Annotated in this window: 20 protein-coding genes; 4 read left to right on the top strand and 16 right to left on the bottom strand. The window is 39.6% G+C overall.

What is annotated here, in order from left to right; genetic code table 11:
* Positions 1-381: 381 nt before the first annotated feature.
* A complete protein-coding gene (locus ISX45_RS04920) occupies positions 382-756 on the top strand; it encodes a YmaF family protein (RefSeq protein ID WP_181556839.1) in 375 nt (124 codons plus the stop codon).
* 511 nt (positions 757-1,267) lie between these two features.
* Here ISX45_RS04920 and ISX45_RS19850 read toward each other — a convergent pair.
* The 4 genes from ISX45_RS19850 to ISX45_RS04900 form a co-directional block, all read right to left on the bottom strand.
* Positions 1,268-1,396, bottom strand: a complete 129-nt coding sequence (locus ISX45_RS19850; RefSeq protein ID WP_258561086.1) for a hypothetical protein — start codon at positions 1,394-1,396, stop codon at positions 1,268-1,270.
* A gap of 255 nt (positions 1,397-1,651) precedes the next feature.
* Entirely contained in the window at positions 1,652-3,112 is a 1,461-nt protein-coding gene (locus tag ISX45_RS04915; protein ID WP_194520115.1) for a sodium:solute symporter family protein, read from the bottom strand.
* Positions 3,112-3,309 (bottom strand): DUF3311 domain-containing protein, encoded by a 198-nt coding sequence (locus tag ISX45_RS04910; protein WP_181556837.1) that lies wholly within the window; start codon positions 3,307-3,309, stop codon positions 3,112-3,114. Before ISX45_RS04910 ends, ISX45_RS04915 begins: the two co-directional genes overlap by 1 nt.
* Positions 3,310-4,421: 1,112 nt before the next feature.
* On the bottom strand, positions 4,422-4,973 hold the full coding sequence (locus ISX45_RS04900) for a DJ-1/PfpI family protein (RefSeq protein ID WP_181556835.1): 552 nt from the start codon (positions 4,971-4,973) through the stop codon (positions 4,422-4,424).
* Between the two features lie 1,038 nt (positions 4,974-6,011).
* On the opposite strand from ISX45_RS04900, the gene ISX45_RS04895 reads away from it, so the two are divergent.
* Positions 6,012-6,734: an NAD-dependent protein deacylase gene (locus ISX45_RS04895; protein ID WP_194520114.1), complete on the top strand. Its 723-nt coding sequence runs from the start codon at positions 6,012-6,014 to the stop codon at positions 6,732-6,734.
* 4 nt (positions 6,735-6,738) lie between these two features.
* Positions 6,739-7,614 carry a fructosamine kinase family protein gene (locus tag ISX45_RS04890; RefSeq protein ID WP_194520113.1) on the top strand — a complete coding sequence of 292 codons (876 nt, stop codon included), beginning with the start codon at positions 6,739-6,741 and terminating at the stop codon, positions 7,612-7,614.
* Between the two features lie 230 nt (positions 7,615-7,844).
* Here ISX45_RS04890 and ISX45_RS04885 read toward each other — a convergent pair whose 3' ends face one another.
* The 3 genes from ISX45_RS04885 to ISX45_RS04875 form a co-directional block, all read right to left on the bottom strand.
* The gene (locus ISX45_RS04885; protein WP_181556832.1) at positions 7,845-8,675 is read right to left on the bottom strand and encodes a formate/nitrite transporter family protein; all 831 of its coding nucleotides are present in this window, start codon (positions 8,673-8,675) and stop codon (positions 7,845-7,847) included.
* A 334-nt stretch (positions 8,676-9,009) separates the two neighbouring features.
* The gene (locus ISX45_RS04880) at positions 9,010-9,150 is read right to left on the bottom strand and encodes a hypothetical protein (protein WP_194520112.1); all 141 of its coding nucleotides are present in this window, start codon (positions 9,148-9,150) and stop codon (positions 9,010-9,012) included.
* A gap of 255 nt (positions 9,151-9,405) precedes the next feature.
* Entirely contained in the window at positions 9,406-9,777 is a 372-nt protein-coding gene (locus ISX45_RS04875) for an HXXEE domain-containing protein (protein WP_194520111.1), read from the bottom strand.
* Between the two features lie 119 nt (positions 9,778-9,896).
* Here ISX45_RS04875 and ISX45_RS04870 point away from each other — a divergent pair, with 119 nt between their 5' ends.
* Positions 9,897-10,592, top strand: a complete 696-nt coding sequence (locus tag ISX45_RS04870; RefSeq protein ID WP_194520110.1) for a Crp/Fnr family transcriptional regulator — start codon at positions 9,897-9,899, stop codon at positions 10,590-10,592.
* Between the two features lie 278 nt (positions 10,593-10,870).
* Here ISX45_RS04870 and ISX45_RS04865 read toward each other — a convergent pair whose 3' ends face one another.
* The 9 genes from ISX45_RS04865 to preA form a co-directional block, all read right to left on the bottom strand.
* Positions 10,871-11,356, bottom strand: a complete 486-nt coding sequence (locus ISX45_RS04865; RefSeq protein ID WP_407649705.1) for an amino acid kinase family protein — start codon at positions 11,354-11,356, stop codon at positions 10,871-10,873.
* A 386-nt stretch (positions 11,357-11,742) separates the two neighbouring features.
* Positions 11,743-13,095 carry an aspartate aminotransferase family protein gene (locus ISX45_RS04860; RefSeq protein ID WP_194520109.1) on the bottom strand — a complete coding sequence of 451 codons (1,353 nt, stop codon included), beginning with the start codon at positions 13,093-13,095 and terminating at the stop codon, positions 11,743-11,745.
* Between the two features lie 25 nt (positions 13,096-13,120).
* On the bottom strand, positions 13,121-14,587 hold the full coding sequence (locus ISX45_RS04855; protein WP_181556828.1) for a CoA-acylating methylmalonate-semialdehyde dehydrogenase: 1,467 nt from the start codon (positions 14,585-14,587) through the stop codon (positions 13,121-13,123).
* A 243-nt stretch (positions 14,588-14,830) separates the two neighbouring features.
* Positions 14,831-16,444, bottom strand: a complete 1,614-nt coding sequence (locus ISX45_RS04850; protein WP_194520108.1) for a PucR family transcriptional regulator — start codon at positions 16,442-16,444, stop codon at positions 14,831-14,833.
* Between the two features lie 118 nt (positions 16,445-16,562).
* A complete protein-coding gene (locus ISX45_RS04845; RefSeq protein WP_194520107.1) occupies positions 16,563-16,796 on the bottom strand; it encodes a hypothetical protein in 234 nt (77 codons plus the stop codon).
* A 69-nt stretch (positions 16,797-16,865) separates the two neighbouring features.
* A complete protein-coding gene (locus ISX45_RS04840; protein ID WP_181556825.1) occupies positions 16,866-17,099 on the bottom strand; it encodes a hypothetical protein in 234 nt (77 codons plus the stop codon).
* Between the two features lie 13 nt (positions 17,100-17,112).
* Positions 17,113-18,606 (bottom strand): NCS1 family transporter, encoded by a 1,494-nt coding sequence (locus ISX45_RS04835; RefSeq protein ID WP_194520106.1) that lies wholly within the window; start codon positions 18,604-18,606, stop codon positions 17,113-17,115.
* 291 nt (positions 18,607-18,897) lie between these two features.
* A complete protein-coding gene (hydA, locus tag ISX45_RS04830) occupies positions 18,898-20,316 on the bottom strand; it encodes a dihydropyrimidinase (protein WP_194520105.1) in 1,419 nt (472 codons plus the stop codon).
* A 43-nt stretch (positions 20,317-20,359) separates the two neighbouring features.
* Positions 20,360-21,643, bottom strand: coding sequence for an NAD-dependent dihydropyrimidine dehydrogenase subunit PreA (gene preA / locus ISX45_RS04825; protein WP_194520104.1), 1,284 nt, complete (start codon positions 21,641-21,643; stop codon positions 20,360-20,362).
* Between the last annotated feature and the right edge of the window lie 4 nt (positions 21,644-21,647).

The raw sequence follows: 21,647 nt of genomic DNA, 5'->3' as shown, positions 1-21,647 counted from the left end.
TTTTTAATAAGGTATAGACAAATATAATGGTAATTTAGCAAAATTTGTTTTCTGATTATTCAGTTATTTATATGTGTATTTATAATATTTAGTTTTTTAAAAGGTGCTGTCAAACGGTACAGACATAATAAAAGCCAGAAACCATTTAACTTCTAGTTTTTATAGCTTTCAAACAATACTAAGGTTTTTGTATTTAGATAACATCTCGTTTAAATCTCAATACAGCATTACAACCGTTCCATCAATCATTCTTGTAAAATGTGCTCATAAAAATGGAAAATTTGGCTTCGGTACGAAATAAATTAAATTTTGATACTAACCCATACATCTATCCCCCCGCCATCATATGATATATAGAAAACGAATGAAAGGAGAAAAACGATGGAAATACCTGTTAACGGATATTTGGTTCACTCCGATGATTCAGACTCGTCTCACTCACATAACTTGTATATTACTACTTGGGATGGTAGGCCTGTGCATGTTCACAAATTCTCTGGAGTTACTTCTTATGACGTAGGTCATAGACATCAATATGTTGGAGTGACAGAACCTGCGCCAAGTGGTGTTCCACATACACACCGTTATTTTACATTTACCTCCTTCGACGATGGACATAGGCATGAGATAAGGGGAGTTACCGGACCGGCTATTCCACTTCCAGGCGGGGGACATTATCACGAATTCTCCGGCGTTACAACAACCAGCGGACGAATTCCTCACTCACATCGATATAGCGGAAAAACAAGTGGCTGAATAAAGCTTGATGTTAACCATGTATCAATGTTTGCTTTAATATATGTATTAATGGTGTGGCCAGTGAGCATCTGTATGCTTTCATTCTCCCGGCTCTGATTCTGTGCTTCCTAACTAAATAGTTGGAAAAATCACTAAAAGAATAAGAAAAGAGAAACAAAAATAAAAAATAGTCCACCTACGCTAATGCTGATAGGCGGGTTTCTCGGGGAATCGCACCTAGCAGTACAAAATGGACTTTATGAACGATTCTTTCTGTTATCGTACAAAGATAGAGTTATTCCCTTTGTACGTACCAGTCGAGTCAATTTCCCTGCTTGAGAATCATAGAGACGACTGCAAAGTGCGCGGTACTATCGATTAAGATCATCTATACGATTAGGGCTTCTTCGCTTTGTCCATGGGTGCCCATTCCAAAAAGATCGTAGGCTCGTACGACGACAACAAGATTGGGCATCAAGCGTATTAGAAAACGCTTGCGTACATAAAAACCAGTGAAAGGATTGCTTCTTCACACGTATTTATGTTCGTAATATACAGACCAAGAGTTCGCCCAGTATAGAATGTAAGAGACAATCGGTGTATCCATTTTAAACCGGCTTGGCAACTTGATATCTCCATCCCGCTCAAACCACTCCACCAAACCTATCTCTGAGTCGCAAGAGACATGATCAAACGACGAATTTTGAGCGTACAAAGCGCTGTTGCTTACAGGCTTATGAAACCATAAACTCTGTGTAAAATGAAAGTGCTCTTGTCCCTTAAAAATGTTGAGGCGGACCGCTTTCATTTTGATGAATGTCTAGGCAAGAGCTATTTTTCGGCACTATTTAATTAAGATTTATTTATACTTTCAAAACAACCTTTTCCTTATTAAGTAGCACTTCTTTTTTCCTTATTCACAATTTACATTCACAGTTCTTGTGGTGACTAAACTTACAACTGTCATTACAACAATGTTCGCAATCAACGCAACGATTCCTACATTCAAGTCTTGAATCGCTTGAGGCAAAGAGGGGAATAGTGTTCCGATCGTTGTGCCCGAGATGGTAATATACGCCACTGTTGCAACACCCGCGATAATACCAGCAAATGCCCCTTGCCTTGTCACAAAGTTATTTTTTGCTAAGCTGAATACGAAAGCCGGGAACAATTGTGTGACTAGGCTATATCCCATCAGAAGTAATGTCACAATCGTATTTCCGCCTTGAAACGTAAAATACAAAGAGACAAGAGCAATAACAGGAACAAGATATTTAGCCAATGCAGATATTTGAGCATCAGTTGCAGAAGGAGAAACCGCTTTATAGACGTTTTTCGCCAATAAAGTGGAAGCTGTCATTAAAATCATCGACCCAGGAACCATTGCGGTCAAAAGTCCAGCTGCCCCAATAATTCCAACAAACCAAGGATCAAAAGTTTGAATAGAAAGCCGCAACAAGGCAAGATCGGCCTGCGAACCTTCTAAGTTCGGAACTTGCAAAATAGCAGCAAAGCCAACAAAGAATACAAACAGTAACACTAGCTGATATAATGGCATAATCATTGCATTTTTACGGAACACTTTTTCATTTTTTGCGGAATAAATAGACCCAAATGTATGCGGCCACATGTAAAAACCTAGCGTGGTCAAAAGAACAGTCGACACAAACCACGAAACACTCATTCCTGTTTCAGGAAGAACTAAAAATCCAGGTTTAGCTTTGTCAATGGCTTCGAACATTGGTTGAATGCCGCCATAATAATGGAAAGGAAGATAAATCCCTAAAAACACAACCACCACCAGAATCATAATGTCTTTCACTACCGATGTCCAAGCCGAACCATGAATCCCGGAAACCATTACATAAAAAGTGACAGCTATAACTCCGATCCATATAGCCAACGTCGGCGAAATAGATCCATAAGATGCCTCAGAAACAATGATTCCTAATCCTTTTAATTGAAGGACAAGATAAGGAATGAGGGCTATCACACCAACAAGGGAAACAAGAATCCCTAGAACAGGGCTTTTGTATTTACTTACAAAAAAATCAGATTGTGACATGAGATGATTTTCTTTTGCATACTTCCACACTGCAGGAAGTAACCAGTAAGAGATAATGTAAGCTAAGCAACCGTAAGAAATAATGTAGAAAGTAGGAGCTCCTTTATCGTACGCCCAACCACTTCCTCCTAAGAAAGTAAATGTTGTATAAATTTCCCCAGCCATTAGAAGAAATACAAACAAAGTCCCAAAACCACGTCCACCGATTGTCCATTGTTCCAAATTCATATCCTTGCCTTTTCTTGCACGAATCCCTAAATACAAAGAAAGGAGCAAAAACGCGAAAATGATCAATAATGCCACATTCACTAGGAATCTCCCCCTTGGTTTGACGGATCTAGCTTAAATACAATGGCCATAATACCTGACGTTAAGACAACCCACATAACAATCCAAAATAGAATAAATGGCATTCCTAATACATAAGGAGTCACTTGATTAACGAAAGTGATTCCTCCCAATATACCGATAAAGGGAAGTAGGGCTAATAAACGGATCATCTTCATCACATCAACCTCCTTATTCATTTTTTCTTAATGTTTATGTCAGATGTAAATATCTAATGCCTACTTATCTATAGCACTGAAAGGAAACAAGTCATTTTTCTTTCATAACTTGACTCATAAAAGAAAGTTCCCCCTTAGGCATCTCGTTAATTATCAATTATCATCTCTATGTATTTGGACAAAACAATCCAATTTATATTACTGAACATGAAGAATATTTCATGTAAGAAAAACATGTGTTATGTTATACAGACTAGGAAAATCTCATCACCATCTTATAGATGCGGTTTTTATTGTCTTTTTTTGCAATACTAATTTGTTTGAGAGTATCCCCTTTCGTCGACTGGGCATAACGAATTCACACAAAAAGAGCTTTATGCATCTCTTTTCCGATCAACAACATGGATTTCATACACACTAACATTAACGGTTGAGCTTTTTCTCATTTAAAACATCAACAGTCAAGATTGTCCTTATAACATATATCGCCTTCCCTCTCTATCTTTAACATCACGGGCATTCTTCCTTATCAAATTGGTAGGATCAATAAAGGATATGAAAAATGGACTCACGTTTCTGCTTCCCTGCAGGCTTCTCCTGAAGAATATTTGCGCCGTTTTTGGTTTGACACCGTGCTTTGGAATCATGCAAGTTTAAACTTTTTAGTAGAAGTCGTAGGGGCTGATCGAGTCGTTCCCGGCTCAGATTTTCCATTCGATTTATGCGCTTGGCCTCCTGTCACTTGTAAGGAAGAGGCCGTAACATCTCTTCTATCGATATAGCTAGAAAATAAATAGGAGGTGTTTGTGAAAAAACACCTCCTATTTGATCTTTTGCTTTTATTAACGATAAACAAGCAGCTTTTTGTTATTCCCCAATCAGAAGTAAAAGGCGAAATATTTCTACAAAAAGAAAGCATCACTTTTTTGAATAATCCTGTCCTGTTTTCAGCATCAAGAGCATCCCGCACGACGTGAATCCAACAAGCAGAACAACTGCTCATCACAAAAAAATGGTTAACATCCATCAATTCCACAAGTCATACCTTTCGTGAAAAAAGGAACTAGAGTACTATCGGCTCTAGTTCCTTCTTGGACAGCTACCTAGTATATTTACTTCTTCAACAACTTAATAAATTCTCGCATCAATGCAGGTAAGTCTGGCCATGCATGGGCGGATACGAGGTTGTTGTCAACGTGAGTGGCTTCGGATACATAGGTCGCGCCTAACGCTTCAACGCCTGGTTTGCAAGCAATATAGGCTGTCATGCTGCGCCCTTTCACGACATCTGGAATCGCTTCAAATACTTGCGATGCATGGCAAATCGCCGCGATTGGCTTGTTCGCTTCGAAGAAATGTCTAACGATTCGTTGGACATTTTCATCAAGGCGGATGTATTCAGGAGCACGGCCCCCTGGAATGAAAAGAGCGTCATACTGAGTTGGATCGATATCCGCAAATGCAGCATGCGCATCAATGAGGTAGCCTTGTTTTTCTACATATGTGTCCCAATCCGCAAAATCGTGCACCACAGTATGTAACTTCTTTTTCTTCGGTGCCGCAATCGTCACCTCAAAGCCTTCCTCTAAAAAGCGATAATATGGATAATACACTTCCAGTGCTTCCACTGCATCCCCTGTGACAATTAACACTTTTTTACTCATTTGAAAACCTCCTCGCTCCTTTTTTTACACTTTGATCATATCAGAATATCCAAGAAATAAGAAATAAAATGCTTATTTTTAGGTTCTTTACCATGAAATGTGCGTGGCAAACGGTCATTTTCGTGTCAGAAGAGTAACAGCCATTTCACCACGTCTTGAATTTTTTCTCCAGAAGATAAAACGGCTGACTGATAAACATGCTCCCATCAAAAAATCAACGACAAATTACAGCGATGAACGTATTTTTGAATAAATAACCGATTAACGTGAATGGATATCTAAGTTCATAGTGCGCTCAAACGATTTAAGGTAATATTCATAAGGACAGCCGATCGAAACTGTCTATCCATATATTTTTATGTCAGATTCATGCATAATATTATCATCAATATTTTTCTTGTAGATAAATTACGGCTCTTTGATAATGGCTTCGTTTGTTTTGACAAATATACAAAGGCAGTCTTTCATTTATATCATTTCGTAACGACCAGCTCTTCATCAATGAACGATTGGACAGATAAGCTAAAATAGTTGACTCTTTCCTCCTCCGAACACAATGCTTCCTTTATAATAATCGTTCCGCCTATTCGGGTAGTACGTTCGGATAGTCTTGTAAAATGTGAAACTTTTGAACGAGGAAATTCCCACTGATTACATACTATCTAAAAAGTTCGCCATAACACGACATTTACTTAGACAGAAGGGATATTCTTAAACTCCTTTTACATCGTTTTCGCCATATTTTTCACATACTAAATAAATACCTTCTTAGGAAAATCAAAGTAGTAGACTCAAAACTCTCTTTTGTTCTTATTGATATCTTTGGTATTCTATAGTAAATGATCATACGCATGTTAGTGGTAGAATTGTTATAAAATTTGACCATTCCATTAATATCTCTGTTTTAATGAATGAGTAAAGCATTAATTCCGCCAACAAAAAACAAATCTCTACATGCAGCCTATATTTCAAAACACCACGAGTTCAACAAACTTTTCCGATCGATCTTTTAACATAAATAATCGGGAAGGTGAAGCAATGTTAGCACAATGGTTAACAACCTCAAATTATACGGTCGTGCTTACAGGAGCTGGCATGTCAACGGAAAGCGGGTTGCTTGATTTCCGTTCGGCACAAGCAGGACTGTGGAATACAAAAAATCCGCAACAGTTAGCGAGCACATATGCACTGAAATACAATCGGGAGGAGTTTATTGCATTTTATCAATATCGTATTCGTACACTCCAACAATGTAACCCGCATGCAGGACATCTCATTTTAGCTGAGTGGGAGAAACGAGGGATTGTCCAAAACATCATTACGCAAAATGTAGACGGATTTCACCAACAAGCAGGCAGCCAAAACGTTATCGAACTTCACGGATCATTACGGACGGTTCACTGCCAACAGTGTCATCAAGCGCATGCGAGTGACATGTATATAAACGAAGAATTTCATTGTGCTTGCGGCGGTTTTTTGCGTCCATCCGTCGTCTTATTCGGCGAATCGCTGCCTGCCAAAGCGATAGAGAATGCATGGTCTGCTGCGCAAAAAGCGGACTTATTGATCGTGTTAGGCTCTTCTTTACAAGTATCACCAGCGAATCAGCTTCCGCTCATAGCCAAAAGAAACGGTGCAAAGCTAGTCATTGTGAATATGGAACCAACGGAAGCGGATAATTGGGCAGATTTGGTCATCCATCACCGAAAAATCGGTGAAGTTCTTAAGGAAATCGACAATGAGTTAAAGGACGGTGAATAGGGACATGAACGCTTCGACCATTTTGCGGGAGGCGCTTGATGAAATCGGTGACCGAACAGCGATTATCCAATGCAAAAGCATATCTGGCGGCGATATAAATTCTGCCTATTATGTGAGAAGCGAACGTCATTCATATTTTGCCAAAATAAATAATCATATTCCTCCTCGCTTCTTTCAAAGTGAGGCAGCTGGCCTTGAATTATTAAGGAAAACGAATGTCGTCCAAGTTCCAAACGTATATTACGTCATGGAAGCAGGAGACGGAACATACGGCTTGCTTTTACTTGAGTGGATTGAAGGAGAAAAAACTGAGCAAACCGCCGTTTTACTTGGTCAGGCGGTCGCTCACCTTCATCAGTGTTATAGTCAGCATTTTGGGTTAGAGAAAGACAATTATATTGGCCTCCTTTCTCAAAAAAATAGGCTGTATGAAGACTGGATTGATTATTTTGTTGATTGCCGCCTCCTTCCTCAAATCCAATTGGCGGAACAAAAAGGAAGAATGCCGACATACAGACGGGATAAAATAGAAAAATTATTGGTTTTACTCGAACAATGGCTTCCGCGAACATGCCGTCCTTCTTTATTGCACGGTGACCTTTGGGGAGGAAATTGGATTGTCGGCACAAACGGAATTCCATACCTTATCGACCCTTCTGTATTTTATGGCCATTACGAATTCGAAATAGCGTTTACGGAATTGTTTGGCGGATTTCCGGAATCATTTTATCGCGCGTACAATGAGATTCAACCACTTTCACCGGAGTATAAAGAGAGAAAAGAACTGTATCAACTGTTTTACTTGCTTGTGCACCTCAATCTGTTTGGGGAAACATATGGTTATTCTGTCGATCGGATATTGGAAAGGTATGTTGGATAGCTCATTAAAAGCAAGGGACAAAAGTATGACATAGAGGTGTTGGTCTGCTTGCACCGTATGTGAATCAAAAGAATATTAGAAAGCATTCCAAATGAAGGACGGTTTAGAAAACTGGTTGAAAGTTCCGGGAAAATTTTATTCATTATGTTCGCTCAAAATTTTATTGAAATCATCAAAATGCCTGCCATCTCCCAATGTTCTATAAAACACGGGCGGTGGCAGGCACTTGCTCATTTGTTTAAAATTTTTCCCTTATGAAACAAATATCCAAAAGACCACTTTTCAGAAACACAACTTTCCTTTTGAGATGTCAGATATGTATACAACGCTCCCATAAATAAGGCCCCACCGACAATATTACCTAGTGTAACAGGAATAATGTTATGCATAACTCCTGTCAAATCAATCGTCGTTGGATGAGGGATCGCTAACACAAGCGAAAAGAGGACGAAATTAGCAATAGAGTGCTCATATCCAGAAGCGAAAAAGATAAAAACAATGAAAATCATTGAAAATACTTTTGCCATATCTTCTTTCATTTGCATCGGAATAAAAATCGCTAAGCAAACAAGCCAGTTACAGAGAATTCCTTTAAAAAAGAGCTGTATTATCGTTGCGTGTATTTTTTTTGTCGCAACAAGAAACAATAAGTGGTCTTTCGGAATATGATCAAAAACGCCGGATTGGGAAATAAGAAAAGCAAAAAATACAGCCCCCAATAAATTACCGCTATAACAAACAAGCCAGTTACGCAACGTGTCTTTTACGGTTGTTTCCCTTTGCAAGGTGCTAATCGTAAAATACATCGTATTCCCGGTAAATAGTTCTGCTCCACCATACATAATCAATACTAAGGCAATCCCGAAAAAAATGCCGCTTACTAAATAAGTGGCCGGGGAATTCGCTTCACGGAAAAACTCCCCTACACGGAAACAAAGGACAAGGGCAAAACCGATGTACACACCTGCTAAGGCAGCCCGAATGATATATTGAACAAGGGAGCGCTCTAGAATAGCACGTTTTTTTAAAGCTAACTCTTTGCACTTTTGAACTGCTTCCATTTCTCCGACACTTCTCTTTCACTGCAAATTTGTGATGTTTTTCACATTCTTTACGATATATAACATACTTCTTCCTCATTGATTTTTCAACATATTGATGCAAATGTTAAAATAAATGTCAACACTTTTTATTTGTAAACGATTACTAAAAAAATAATCGTTGCAAATTCAACTACCTTTGTTCTAATATAATCAAGATAAAGATGAAAAAGAAATAACCCGTGGCGATAGATAAGCTTGGAAATCCCGTCAGAATGAAAGTGGACAAACTCAACATTTCAATGCAAGAGCGTCTTCATCGTACACGAGATGCAAAAAACAATAATCATCGATTTTACTCATCGGCAAAAATATATCGCTTTCCCTCTACCATACTTACATCGCCGAAATCATCATTTGCTGAAACAGTCCAGTCCTCATTCGTATCCATGTTCTCGAAAAAAACAGAAGCGCAAACGGCTTCTGTTACGAGCAATCTACCACCGACTCAACACCCACAACATAAACTGATCGACATCGTTCTCCGTCTCCGGTCTGACGAAGTCAATGGGTGTACCGATTGATTCAAAATATTGCGAGTGAAGTTGATTTTTGCTTGTTCTGCCTGTTTCAACTTTAGTTTCTTGTGACCCATCAAAACGGTCCTGTCAACTTTTCAGTCCGCTGTACACAAGAATCTGACCTTAGATAAAGGGGAACTGAGATGAGGGGGGTATGCACGTTGAATCATTTAATGTTTCGTCACTCGATTTCGTTCACTAACTAAGAAAAGAAAAAGAAAAGGAACAGCTATGCACATGCCTAAGATGCTCCAAAGAATATCACCGCCACTAATAACTTGTTCCTTTAGCAACCGGTAGTAAGCGTAAAGAGAATAAGGTAACACTAGAATGATGGAAGTAATCACACCTGGAGTGTATTTTTTTAGATAAAAAGTTTGCCCTATATGTGTGAATACATGGGCAAAAAAGATAGCCAATAACATGAAAAATAAATAGTAAAAAGAGAAAATGACAGCTAGAGCTGTTGAAGTCGTAATGGTAAGGAAAATCCAAAATACATCTTTCGCAAATTGAACAGCCGTCATCTGATAATGGGCCATATATTTACGTATTTTTTATTAAAATGGGCTAATTTGAAAATATTGTGACCATTTTGATCAAAATAAAGAATTTCTATTCGCTTACTATTATAATAAAAAACGAAAAGGAGGCTGAAATTATGTTAACGGTTACAGTACCTTCAATACGAAGAAATGAAATTTACAAGTTTCCTGTTTTTAATGCGCTTCCTAGAAAACGTGTACAGGAAATCATGGAGCATGCTTTTATCCGAAATTATCATAAGAATCAGATTTTATTTATGGAAGGTGATCCCCGAGATAGAATATATCTTTTGCTTAAAGGGTTCATTAAACAATTCAGTGTGAATGATGTTAGTTCCAATGAGTTGATCTTATACCTGAAACCTTATAGTATATTCCCTTATATAGGAATTTTTCAGGACAAGTATTATCGATTTTCTGCGAAAGCAGTAACTGATGTTGAAATAATTTATATTCCAATGTGCAAATTTGAATCGATGATTCAAAACGATACAGCTGCCTTAATTAATTTAATTCGAACTATGGGGAATGAAATGCATGAACTTGAAATAAGGATTCAAAAATTAACTCAAGTACATGCTGTAGATAGAATTAAGCAACTAATTAGTTTTCTTATGAAGGATATTGGTGAAAAAATTAGTGCCTCCAAAATACGTATCCCTTGTCCAATTACTACCACTGATCTTGCTAAAATGGCAGGAACAAGTCGAGAAACGGTCAGCCATGTACTCCAGAAATATAAAAAATCTGGAAAACTGATAATCGAGTCAAAAATTATTACAATTACTAATCCCGATTATTTTATGATATAACAATTTAGCTGGTTTTGTATATGACAATTGTTACAAAGGGTCAAATAGTCTATTTTTAGTTTTTACATCAATTTGAAATTATGTAGAAATGGTTCGGTTAGTTGGATTTACAAGAGAAGACAATTTTACTCGTGTGGATCAGTAAGCGTTTTTTATGATAAAAGTAATTCTATAAAAATTCTTCAAAAAAATTAATGACCTTTTCCCAATTTAATCATGAGAAAAGGTCGATGATTCTTTTTTCTGTCCTACAAAAAATCCGATGTTTATCTCCTCATTTATTTACTCCAATCACGAGCAGAAATACGTGTACCCGTTTTTCCAAGTAACGCATCCAACCCTTTTTCCAGAGATGTAATGATAGCTAATCTGCCAGGCTTAGATTCAGCAAACTGTACAGCAGCTTCTACTTTTGGTAACATACTTCCCGGTGCGAAATGACCTTCTTTCATATATTGTTTCATCTGATCAACAGTAACTTCTTCTAGATCTATTTGATTTTGTTTTCCAAAATGGAGTGAAACTTTTTCTACTGCTGTTAAGATTATCAAAATATCTGCATCAAGCAATTCAGCCAATTTAGAGGAAGCTAAGTCTTTGTCTATAACCGCTTCGACTCCTTCAAAAGTTCCATCTTCCTTGCGAATGACTGGAATTCCTCCACCGCCGACACTAATAACTATATATCCATCATTTATAAGTTTATGAATTACATCTTTTTCAACAATATCAATTGGTTTTGGGAAGGAACTACTCTTCTCCATCCTCTTCCTGCATCTTCTTTAAATATATATCCTTTTTCTTTCGTAATTTCAACAATAAAAAACGAACTCCTTTTGAAAAGAAGTTCGTTTTTGTTTAAGTCGTTTTCTTCATTTCAATTACGTTTTTTGGGTATATGATTTTTAACCATGTAACGCTAAATCCGTATAAAACGAAAAGTAGCACGGTAACGAATATATTCTGAGTATAAAATCAGTTTTCATTATTTTTTATTTCCTTTGGTATACCGATTCTCATTGCTGTTCCTCCTTTTTAGACAAAACTAGTTAGAACGTTTTTGCAGGAATAGTAGGACTCTTTTTATCTAAAAATGGCACTCGCAATCTCCTGACAACGATTGCGAGTGCCGTCCCTGTCCGTCAATTTATTACTTGATTTGCGATAATGCCTCTGCTAATGTTTTCACTAAAAATGAGAGATCTTCCTCTTCAATATTCAATGGTGGTGACAATGTCAAAACGTTGTTATAGCCGGCAACCGTCGTACCGTTTTTACCGATAATCAGTCCATTTTCTTTGCAAATACCGATCACTTTATTGACGAGTAACACATCAAGCGGTTCTTTTGTGTCTTTATCGGCCACCAATTCAATTCCAATTAACAAGCCTTTTCCGCGAACGTCGCCAACATAAGAATGATCTTTCAGTTTATTTTTTAACTCGTTTAACAATCGTTCACCAACTTCTCTTGAACGCTCGAATAAATTTTCTTTCTCCATAATTTCTAGGTTTTTTAAGGCTAGTGCGCATGCTGCCGGATTGCCGCCGAATGTGTTGACATGGCGGAAGTAATCATATTCTTCTGTTCCTTTGAACGCTTCGTAAATCTCTTTTCTGACGGCCGTTGCCGATAACGGCAAATAAGCGCTTGTAATTCCTTTCGCCATTGTAACGATGTCCGGCTTCACACTGTAATTCATGAATCCAAACGGTTTGCCCGTCCGTCCAAAACCGCAAATAACCTCATCGACAATCAGTAAGGCACCGTGTTTTTCACACACTTCTTTCACAGCTTTCATATATCCCTCAGGCGGAATCAGTACTCCCCCGCCAGTGATGATCGGTTCCATGATCACCGCTGCAATCGTTTCGCTCAATTCCCACGTCATCACATCATCGATTGCTTTCACCGATTTCAGATCTCTCGGATTTTCCGCCTGATCATCGTCACGGTAGCTGTCTGGAGGCGCTACGTGAATAAAACCGGGAGCGAGCGGTTCATATTTATATTTCCGCTGCGCCTGGCCTGTTGCGGCAAGCGCTCCCATAGAATTTCCATGATACGACCGATAACGGGAGATAATTTTATAGCGGTTATGTTCGCCTCTTTGTTGATGATATTGCCTTGCGATTTTGAACGCCGTTTCATTTGCTTCCGATCCGCTGTTAGAAAAGAAAATGACATATTCATCGCCAAGAAGTTCGTTCAATTTTTCACCCAATTGAATCGCAGGCACATGGCTTTGCGTGAGCGGAAAATAAGCAAGTTTCTTTAGTTGTTCATAGGCCGCTTTGGCCAATTCCTCGCGACCGTACCCGACATTGACGCACCATAAGCCTGCCATGGCGTCTAAATATTTTTTCCCCGTGTGATCCGTCACCCAACAGCCTCTCGCTTCTGTCACTACTAACGTTGCATCAGGATTGTACGGTTTCATTGAATGCCATATATATTGATCATCTTTAGCCAACAATGGTTGGCTTTGGTCGGTTTGAACCATCTCTTTCCCCTTCTTTCTACACAAATTAAAAATCAAATCGAGAGGTAATCATTTTTTTGCGTGTATAGAAGTTCACACCGTCTTTTCCGTTCACATGAAGATCACCGTAAAAGGAATCTTTCCATCCGGAGAACGGGAAGAATGCCATCGTCGCCGGTACGCCGACATTGATTCCTAACATTCCAGCATCTGCTTCTTCGCGGAATTTGCGGATGGCTTTTGCGTCTTTTGTATAAATCGTCGCGCCGTTTCCATATCTTGATTTGCGAATATACTCGAGTGCTTCATCTAAATCCTCTGCACGCAACAAGCTGAGAACAGGAGCAAAAATTTCTTCTTTGGCAATCGTCATATCCGGTATGACATGGTCAAAAATCGTGGGACCAAGGAAGTTTCCTTCCGTCATTTCGTCCATTTCTTTGCGTCCGTCCCGAATTAATATCGCTCCTTCTTCAATTCCTTTTTGAATGTATCCTAACACTTTCTCGCGGTGAGATTGACGGATGACAGGAGTTAAAAGCACTTCTTCATCCATGCCATTGCCGACAATGAGCTCATCTGCTTTTTGTTTTAAAACCTTAACAAACTTATCATTCTCCCCGACGACTACGACCGCGCTGCAAGCCATGCAACGCTGTCCTGCGCTTCCAAAGGCAGAACTGATGATATGTTGTGCCGCTATCTCTATGTCCGCATCTGGCATGATGATATGATGGTTCTTCGCACCGGAAAGCGCTTGTACGCGTTTTCCTTGGGCAGCTGCACGTTCGTAAACGTATTTGGCGACAGGTTGGGAGCCGACAAAGGAAATGGCTCTAATATCCTCATGATCAATGAGGGCATTCACAACATCATGAGCTCCGTGAACGACATTCAGAACTCCTTCCGGCGCGCCGGCTTGCGTAAATAACTCGGCCAATTTGTTGGCTAAGATCGGGGTTCTTTCGGACGGTTTTAACACAAACGTATTCCCGCAAGCAATGGCTAATGGAAACATCCAGAGCGGCACCATCATTGGGAAATTAAATGGAGTAATCCCACCGACAACCCCTAACGGATAACGGAACATCTCCGAATCGATATCTTCAGCAATCCCAGAAAGTGACTCACCCATCATTAATGTCGGAGCTCCTGCAGCGAATTCCACACACTCAATTCCGCGCTGAATCTCACCATACGCTTCTTTGTATGCTTTTCCATTTTCTTGAACAATAAGCCTTGCTAACTCTTCATGATGTTCATTCAGTAAATGATGAAATTTGAACATAATCCGCGCCCGTTTCGGTACGGGAGTATTTTTCCATGTTTCAAACGCTTTTTTCGCGGCTTGAACAGCCTTCTCTACATCTTCTTGCGTGGAAATAGGGACTCTTGCCAGCACTTCTCCCGTCGCTGGATTTGGAACATCCAACGTTTCTGTTCCGCTTGATTCTACCCATTGTCCATTAATAAAGTTTTTCAAGACCGTTGTTTCGTTCTTCGTTACTGTCATAACAGCAGACCTCCCATTTATTCGACTATTTTAAATTATTTTATTTTAATGAAATTATCTCTCAATTTATAAAGGTCTTCATTAGACACAATGTAAAAATTCTAGATGTATTCATTCCACAATATGACAATCACTTTTTAACTATTCAAGGAGCTTGAAAAAGGGGTATAGTACCACCTAAAACTGGGTGATACGTGATGCAAACAAAAAAGATAAAAACTCCCCTACTTTTGTAGAAGAGTTCTATTTGTCGTTTTGAACATATTGATTTTCGTCGCTCGGTGTTAAATATTCGTATGCTTTAATCATAAATTCAATAGCTAAACGTTTTTCCGGATTCATAAAATCGTCGCCCAACAATTTTTCCAGCTTTTGAATACGATGATAAAGCGTCTGCCTGACCACAAATAGTCTTTTGGCCGTTTCTTTTTTCGAGCCGTTGCATGCCAAATAAATTTTTAGTGTTTCCATCAGTTTGCCGTTATACTTTTTATCATATTGGATGACAGGTTCTAAATATTCCATCACGACCTCATTCAAATCGCTGTATTTATGAATAAGGGAAATAATCCGGTACATATGTAAATCTTCATAAAAATGGCTATTTGCTTTTTTCCCGAGTTGGTGTTGAATTTTAATCGTTTCAAATGCGGTTCGGTAGCTTTTGTCCATATGGGAGAGTTTTTCCACAAATTTTCCGACACCTAGAAAAAAACACGGCACCCTTTTTTTATTCACAAAATCAGACTCGATCAAGCGTTGAATTCCTGCTTTCATGCGATTTTTCCATGTTTTTATGCCGCGTTTGTTCAACATAATGAAGATGACGCTGCTGCGAAAATCAACGGAAAATGTATAGAAGCCTTGTTGTTCAAAAATGGTTCGAAACAATAATTTAAAATAAGTAATATCTAGGTTCGAGTATTGCCTCAACGACTTGAATTTACAAATACTTACAAACCCACCTTTTGGCTTTAATTCTGGTTCGTGGTCTGTTAAATAATCGTAAATGGCTTCGTTGCTATGTTCTCCTTCCAACCAACCCTTTAGCCACTCATTTTCTTGCGCCCGCTTTTTTTCCTCGACATATAAATCGCGTAACAAGTGCTGGGCCAGAGCAGTAGCCGTCCGGTCTAAAATCAGAAGATCGAATTCACTGATTTCTTTTTCTAATGAAACAATGGATAATTCGGCATATTCGTTGCCAAGAAGCTGTATCGGTTGAGAAGCCGTCTTTTTCGGCTGTTGGGACGGATGATCTAACAATGAGATTGCTTTTTTGGAATGTTCTACATGTTCTGGTACAAATTCTGCTTCTTTTCCGTTCAACCGAAAAATAACTTGATAACCTAAATAGTTGTGTAGAAATTTTAAAATCTCATCATAATGCTCAATCGATAACAATTTTTTGTTTAATTGCTGCGAATACGATTCTAAATTAGAGATCATTTGATAATGCTGGTTAATTAAGTAAGTGTGGATATCTTGGGTAATTTCGACGAATGGAACTTCCTTTAAAAAGAGAATAATTGGAAAGTGGTGTTCGTTGGCCAAATCAATGATTTCTTGCGGAATTGAAGAAGTATAGGTCCCCATTTCAATACATAATCCTGAAGCATCGCATTCAATCAATTGCTGCAGAAAAGATCTGAATAATGATTCGTTTTCCTTCCATCCTACTCCTGTGGATAAGATGAGTTCTTTCCCATTTAATAGTTTGTTAATTTTTGTCACTTCAACAATATGCACCCATTTCACTGTGCGATTTAGCCCTTCATATCCAGCTACCACTTGAACATGCTCAAAATGCCTCCTTTTGAGAATATCTGAAACGGTGAATTGAAAATTTTCATGCACCTCTTTTCACCCCTTTAGATTTCGGGAAAATGTGTATAGTAATAATATTCAGTACAACATAGCGTATTCCTGCTAAACAGAAAAAGTGGGACTGGTTGCCTACCAATCCCTCTTCTCATTACTGACTAATAGAAATATAGACTTGAATTTCTTTCATCATCCAATCGAACTGTTCTTGGTCTTGAAAATCGTCATTGTTCCAATTGTCAATAATCCATTGCACAAGTTCTTCCGGTGTGTTAAATACTTCCCCGCTCGTATCGGCTTTTCGAATCATGTATCTGCCGTTGTCCTCATCAATCGTCACTTCACATGGGAAAGCACTATCCTTCGCTTTTAAAGAAAATTCCACACTAATTCCCCTCCTATAATTATTTGAATATTAAGGAATTTATAGACACACTTGCGACTCATTACCAAGTTACTGAGCTTGTTTCATTTGTTGAATTAATAGAGAAGAAAAATATTTGCGGGCATCGGCGTTTTTGATGTGCAATGTTTCTGTAAAACTCTTTTTGCCGGAAAGATCCGGTTCTTTTAATTCAAATTCCACAAACGCTCCGCTTAAATTTTCATTGACATTTTTCATGTAATAACCTTGTTGGATCAAATAGTCGATTTGATCCCTTTCCTCCAAAAATTCTTGATAAGACATCCCTCTTCCTCCTTTAATCTAACGAAACATTTGCATTCCCGCTCGTGTTTACTACAACGACAGAAGATGGTACCACATCATTATCTTCAATTTTCCAATCTCTCCCTACAGTTATCCCTAAATATTTTTCCTCATTCGGATCTTCAATTTCTGCTTGCTTATATTTTTGGAACCACCAATATTTCGCCAAAAAGTAATAACATACCGCACCGACGAGGAAACCGACGACAAATGAATAGTTTGTAAGGAAATAGGCTGCTGTTCCTCCGACAATCCAAGCGATAAATCCAGCAAGGTTAAAACCATTTAAATAACGGAACTGTCCATATTCTTTATAAAGGTCATATACATTGACACGCCGTTTGCGAAGCAGGTAGTAGTCTGCAAACAAAATCCCGACAATAGCTGATAATACACCGCCACAGATTAACAGTGCCGGAATGATAATGTTAAATAAACTCCAAGGTTGAACAATAGTTCCGATGAATCCTGCGGCAAATACCCCTGCCCAAAACGGAAACTTTGGACCGCCGACATTGGAGAAAATTGTTGCTGCCGGAATTACATTTGCTGACGTGTTGGTTGACCATTGTGCGAGGACAATCATGAGCAACAAGACACCAAGAATAAAACCGCTGGCTGCCTCTTGAAGAGCAACCACAGGATCATAGTTTTTGAGCGCGATATAGGAAACTGCTCCGATAATAACCATAAACGTTTGTGTAACGGTTAAAGCTAATATATTACCAATAAGTGATGCTTTATTCCGTTTAAACCAATTTTTTTCATACTTTGGCGCTTTAATGAACCTTGAAATCGAAGGCATATCCGCAGCAAGTGTAGACCAGAATCCCATATTGCTCATAATCACGACGATAAATGCTGTGATAGCCGCCCTGCCGGTGACGGGGTTTTCCACCCAGGACCAAATATGACGACCTTCTTCTAACGCCTTTTCAGAAAGCGTTGTGTACATCCAAGCAGAAATGATAATAATGACCGGCGCGGCCAAATCCGCAAATCGTTCAATCGCTTTAATTCCTAGGGCTGTATTGATTAATTGGGCAGCCGCAAAAATGATATAGCACAAAAACCAGTTATCAAAATCAAACAAAATATTTAATATGCCGTTCATTGCTGTCGATCCGAAATACGTATTAATGCCGAACCAACATGAAGCAGCAAATCCGCGAATGACAGAAGGAATGTGCGTACCAATCGTTCCAAATGGTGCGCGCATATAGACAGGGAACGATAAACCATGCTCAATGCCGATATCTCCAATAATTGTCATAAATAAACCAATCGCCGCCGAACCAATAATTGTTGCCAATATAACCCAACCGAGAGATAAATGTTGTACACCAGCACCGCCAATGGCAAACGCTGCAAGCACTACCGCCATGCCAATCCAAATTAATGCGAACCCTAACGCACCAATTGTTTTATCGCTGTGTGGGACTGGCAAAAGGTCCGGAGATTTTAAATAATTAGATTTTTTACTCATGCCATCACTCCTTAAATCTAGCTTTTTATTAAAAGCCTTGGTTTGCAGAACAGTGCGTTTGCTTGCCTTCTCATCGTTTGGCGATAAATGCAAAGTTTCAACTGTGAGAGGATTCGAGTCTCCCCACTAATGCGGCGGTGATCTCCAACCTATAAAGGAGGAAGACTTACCGCCGATTAGAACGAGATTAAAGGTCAAGCCATTGCATAGAGTGATTCATATCGGGTGATAAGATTGATCATTATTTTAGAGTACAGCCTGAGCAACGTACCTCATGAATCGCCCATCCTATTAAATAGTTAATTTCTCATCTCGCTTAGAAACAGCGTAGTTTCCGTATCTTGCCCGATTTAAATATTGACCGTAACCCGGCTTTCCGACAAATGTTTTGTCACGAATGACAAATTCTCCTCTAGAAAGTACGGACACTGGTTCGCCCGTCACCTTCATTCCTTCAAACGCATTGTAATCGACTGACATATGGTGGGTTTCAGCTGAAATAACCCGCTCAACATTTGGATCGAAAATAACTAAGTCTGCATCAGCTCCCACAGCAATGGTTCCTTTTTTCGGAAATAATCCAAACAGTTTCGCAATTCTTGTAGACATGATGTCGACAAATTGATTTAATGTAATTCTTCCTTTCTTCACACCTTCACTAAAGAGAATACTTACACGATCCTCAATCATTGGTCCGCCGTTCGGGATTTTCGTGAAATCGCCTCTGCCAAGTTCTTTTTGGCCTTTAAAGTCAAAGGAGCATTGGTCGGAACCTAACGTTTGCAATTGGCCGTTTTTCAAGGCGTTCCACAACACATCTTGATGCCATTTTTCACGGAGCGGAGGAGACCAGACGTATTTCGCTCCTTCAAAGTTAGGCTGTTCTAAATAAGATTGGTCTAGGACTAAATATTGCGGACACGTTTCTCCCCATACGTCCAATCCTTTGTTGCGCGCTTCCGCAATTTTTTCCACGGCTTGTGCGCAGGAAACGTGAACGACATATAATTGAGAGCCGGCGAGTTCAGTTAATTGACATGCACGTCCTGTCGCCTCTCCTTCCACTTCTGGAGGTCTAGTCAGCGCATGGTAAATCGGATCGGTATTGCCATCAGCGAGCGCTTTTTTTGTTAAATAATCAATGACGTCACCGTTTTCGGCATGAACCATAACAAGTGCACCTAGTTCTTTCGCGGCCACCAATGTGCGGTATAAAGTACCGTCGTCCGCTTGGAATACATTTTTATAGGCCATGAACACTTTAAACGATGTAATGCCTTCTTCTTCAATGACTTTCGGCAATTCTCCCAATACATCGTCGTTAATTTCACTGATCATTAAATGGAATCCATAATCGATGACCGCTTTTCCTTTTGCTTTGTTATGCCAAATTTCAATCGCTTTTTTCAATGGCTGACCTTTATTTGTTAAACAAAAGTCAATAACCGTTGTCGTTCCGCCAAATGCCGCCGCGATGGTTCCCGATTCAAAATCATCTTTTGTCACCGTGCCACCAAATGGCATATCTAAATGCGTATGCGGGTCAATGCCTCCTGGAAACACATAACATCCTTTTGCGTCAATCATTTCTGCGTCTTTATCGTCCAAATGTCGGCCAATCATCGCAATTTTCCCGTCTTCAATCAGCAAGTCGGCTTCATACGTATCAGTTGCCGTGACAATCGTTCCGTTTTTAATGATCTTTTTCACTTGACATCCCCCTTTTTTGTTTGGACCTAGTTATGTTAAAAGGTTATTTTACATCAATATTGCAACTGGCTAATGCGCCGATGACGGCTTGCCGTTCGTTCCACGTCATCGGCGGGTGTTCACTCGGAATTTCGACCATGTCGATAGCACCGTCAACTGGACATACGATGGAACATAAATTACAGCCTACACAATCATCTTCACGTACTTTTAAATATTCTTTGCCATTTTCATCCGTTAGGCGGTCAATGCATTGATGAGATGCATCTTCACAGGAGATATAACACTTGTTACAGTTAATACAGACGTCTGTGTTTATGCGGGCCGCCACTTTATAATTGAGATCAAGATTGCCCCAATCCGAGTATTTATGAACAGATTTTCCGACAAGATCCATGACAGACGCAATTCCTTTTTCATCGAGGTAATGGTTAAGTCCTTCGATCATATCCTCAATAATCCGGAAGCCGTGATGCATCACAGCTGTACACACTTGAACACCGGTTGCTCCCATCAACATAAATTCAACCGCTTCCCGCCAGCTTGATATACCGCCCATGCCAGAGATCGGTACATTAATCCGCGGATGGCGCGCACATTCTGCGACCATGTTCAACGCAATCGGTTTGACAGCCGGACCGCAATATCCCCCATGTGTTCCTTTTCCAGCGACATGCGGAATAGTGTTCCACGTATCTAAATCAACACCCGCCAAACTATTGATCGTATTAATCATACTGACGGCATCAGCTCCTCCTTGTACAGCGGCTTCGGCTGTCGCGGTGATGTCCGTAATGTTCGGTGTCAGCTTGACGATTACCGGAGTCTGTGCTACTTCTTTTACCCAGTATGTTTGCTTTTCAACGAATTCAGGCACTTGCCCTGAAGCAGAGCCCATTCCTCGTTCTGCCATCCCGTGAGGACAGCCAAAATTCAGTTCCAGTCCGTCTACGCCGACATCCTCTACCCGTTTTACAATTTCATGCCATTTTTCCCTTTTTGGTTCTACCATGAGCGATGCCACCAATGCCCGATCCGGAAACCGTTTTTTCGTTTCATAGATTTCTTTCAAATTGACTTCCAGCGGACGGTCGGTAATTAATTCAATATTGTTAAAGCCGGCAACACGCTGTCCGTTGAAGCTTACTGCCGCAAAACGGGATGACACGTTTAAAATCGGTTCGCCGAGCGTTTTCCAAACCGCCCCTCCCCAGCCAGCCTCAAACGCTCTTTGCACTTGATAACCGGAGTTTGTCGGCGGTGCGGAAGCTAGCCAGAACGGGTTCGGAGACTTTATACCCGCTAAATTAATGCTTAAATCTGCCATTTTC

The sequence above is a fragment of the Thermaerobacillus caldiproteolyticus genome (assembly GCF_015326725.1).
Taxonomy (GTDB): Bacteria; Bacillota; Bacilli; order Bacillales; family Anoxybacillaceae; genus Thermaerobacillus; species Thermaerobacillus caldiproteolyticus.
The sequence above is the reverse complement of the archived record's forward strand: the minus strand, read 5'-3'. Positions and strand labels throughout refer to the sequence as shown.

Coding starts and splice junctions, on each gene's coding strand:
- ISX45_RS04920 (WP_181556839.1), top strand. CDS start 382: ATGGAAATACCTGTTAACGGATATTTGGTTCACTCCGATGATTCAGAC.
- ISX45_RS04910 (WP_181556837.1), bottom strand. CDS start 3,309: ATGAAGATGATCCGTTTATTAGCCCTACTTCCCTTTATCGGTATATTG.
- ISX45_RS04900 (WP_181556835.1), bottom strand. CDS start 4,973: ATGAGTAAAAAAGTGTTAATTGTCACAGGGGATGCAGTGGAAGCACTG.
- ISX45_RS04895 (WP_194520114.1), top strand. CDS start 6,012: ATGTTAGCACAATGGTTAACAACCTCAAATTATACGGTCGTGCTTACA.
- ISX45_RS04890 (WP_194520113.1), top strand. CDS start 6,739: ATGAACGCTTCGACCATTTTGCGGGAGGCGCTTGATGAAATCGGTGAC.
- ISX45_RS04885 (WP_181556832.1), bottom strand. CDS start 8,675: ATGGAAGCAGTTCAAAAGTGCAAAGAGTTAGCTTTAAAAAAACGTGCT.
- ISX45_RS04875 (WP_194520111.1), bottom strand. CDS start 9,777: ATGGCCCATTATCAGATGACGGCTGTTCAATTTGCGAAAGATGTATTT.
- ISX45_RS04870 (WP_194520110.1), top strand. CDS start 9,897: ATGTTAACGGTTACAGTACCTTCAATACGAAGAAATGAAATTTACAAG.
- ISX45_RS04865 (WP_407649705.1), bottom strand. CDS start 11,356: ATGGAGAAGAGTAGTTCCTTCCCAAAACCAATTGATATTGTTGAAAAA.
- ISX45_RS04860 (WP_194520109.1), bottom strand. CDS start 13,095: ATGGTTCAAACCGACCAAAGCCAACCATTGTTGGCTAAAGATGATCAA.
- ISX45_RS04855 (WP_181556828.1), bottom strand. CDS start 14,587: ATGACAGTAACGAAGAACGAAACAACGGTCTTGAAAAACTTTATTAAT.
- ISX45_RS04840 (WP_181556825.1), bottom strand. CDS start 17,099: ATGTCTTATCAAGAATTTTTGGAGGAAAGGGATCAAATCGACTATTTG.
- ISX45_RS04835 (WP_194520106.1), bottom strand. CDS start 18,606: ATGAGTAAAAAATCTAATTATTTAAAATCTCCGGACCTTTTGCCAGTC.
- preA (WP_194520104.1), bottom strand. CDS start 21,643: ATGGCAGATTTAAGCATTAATTTAGCGGGTATAAAGTCTCCGAACCCG.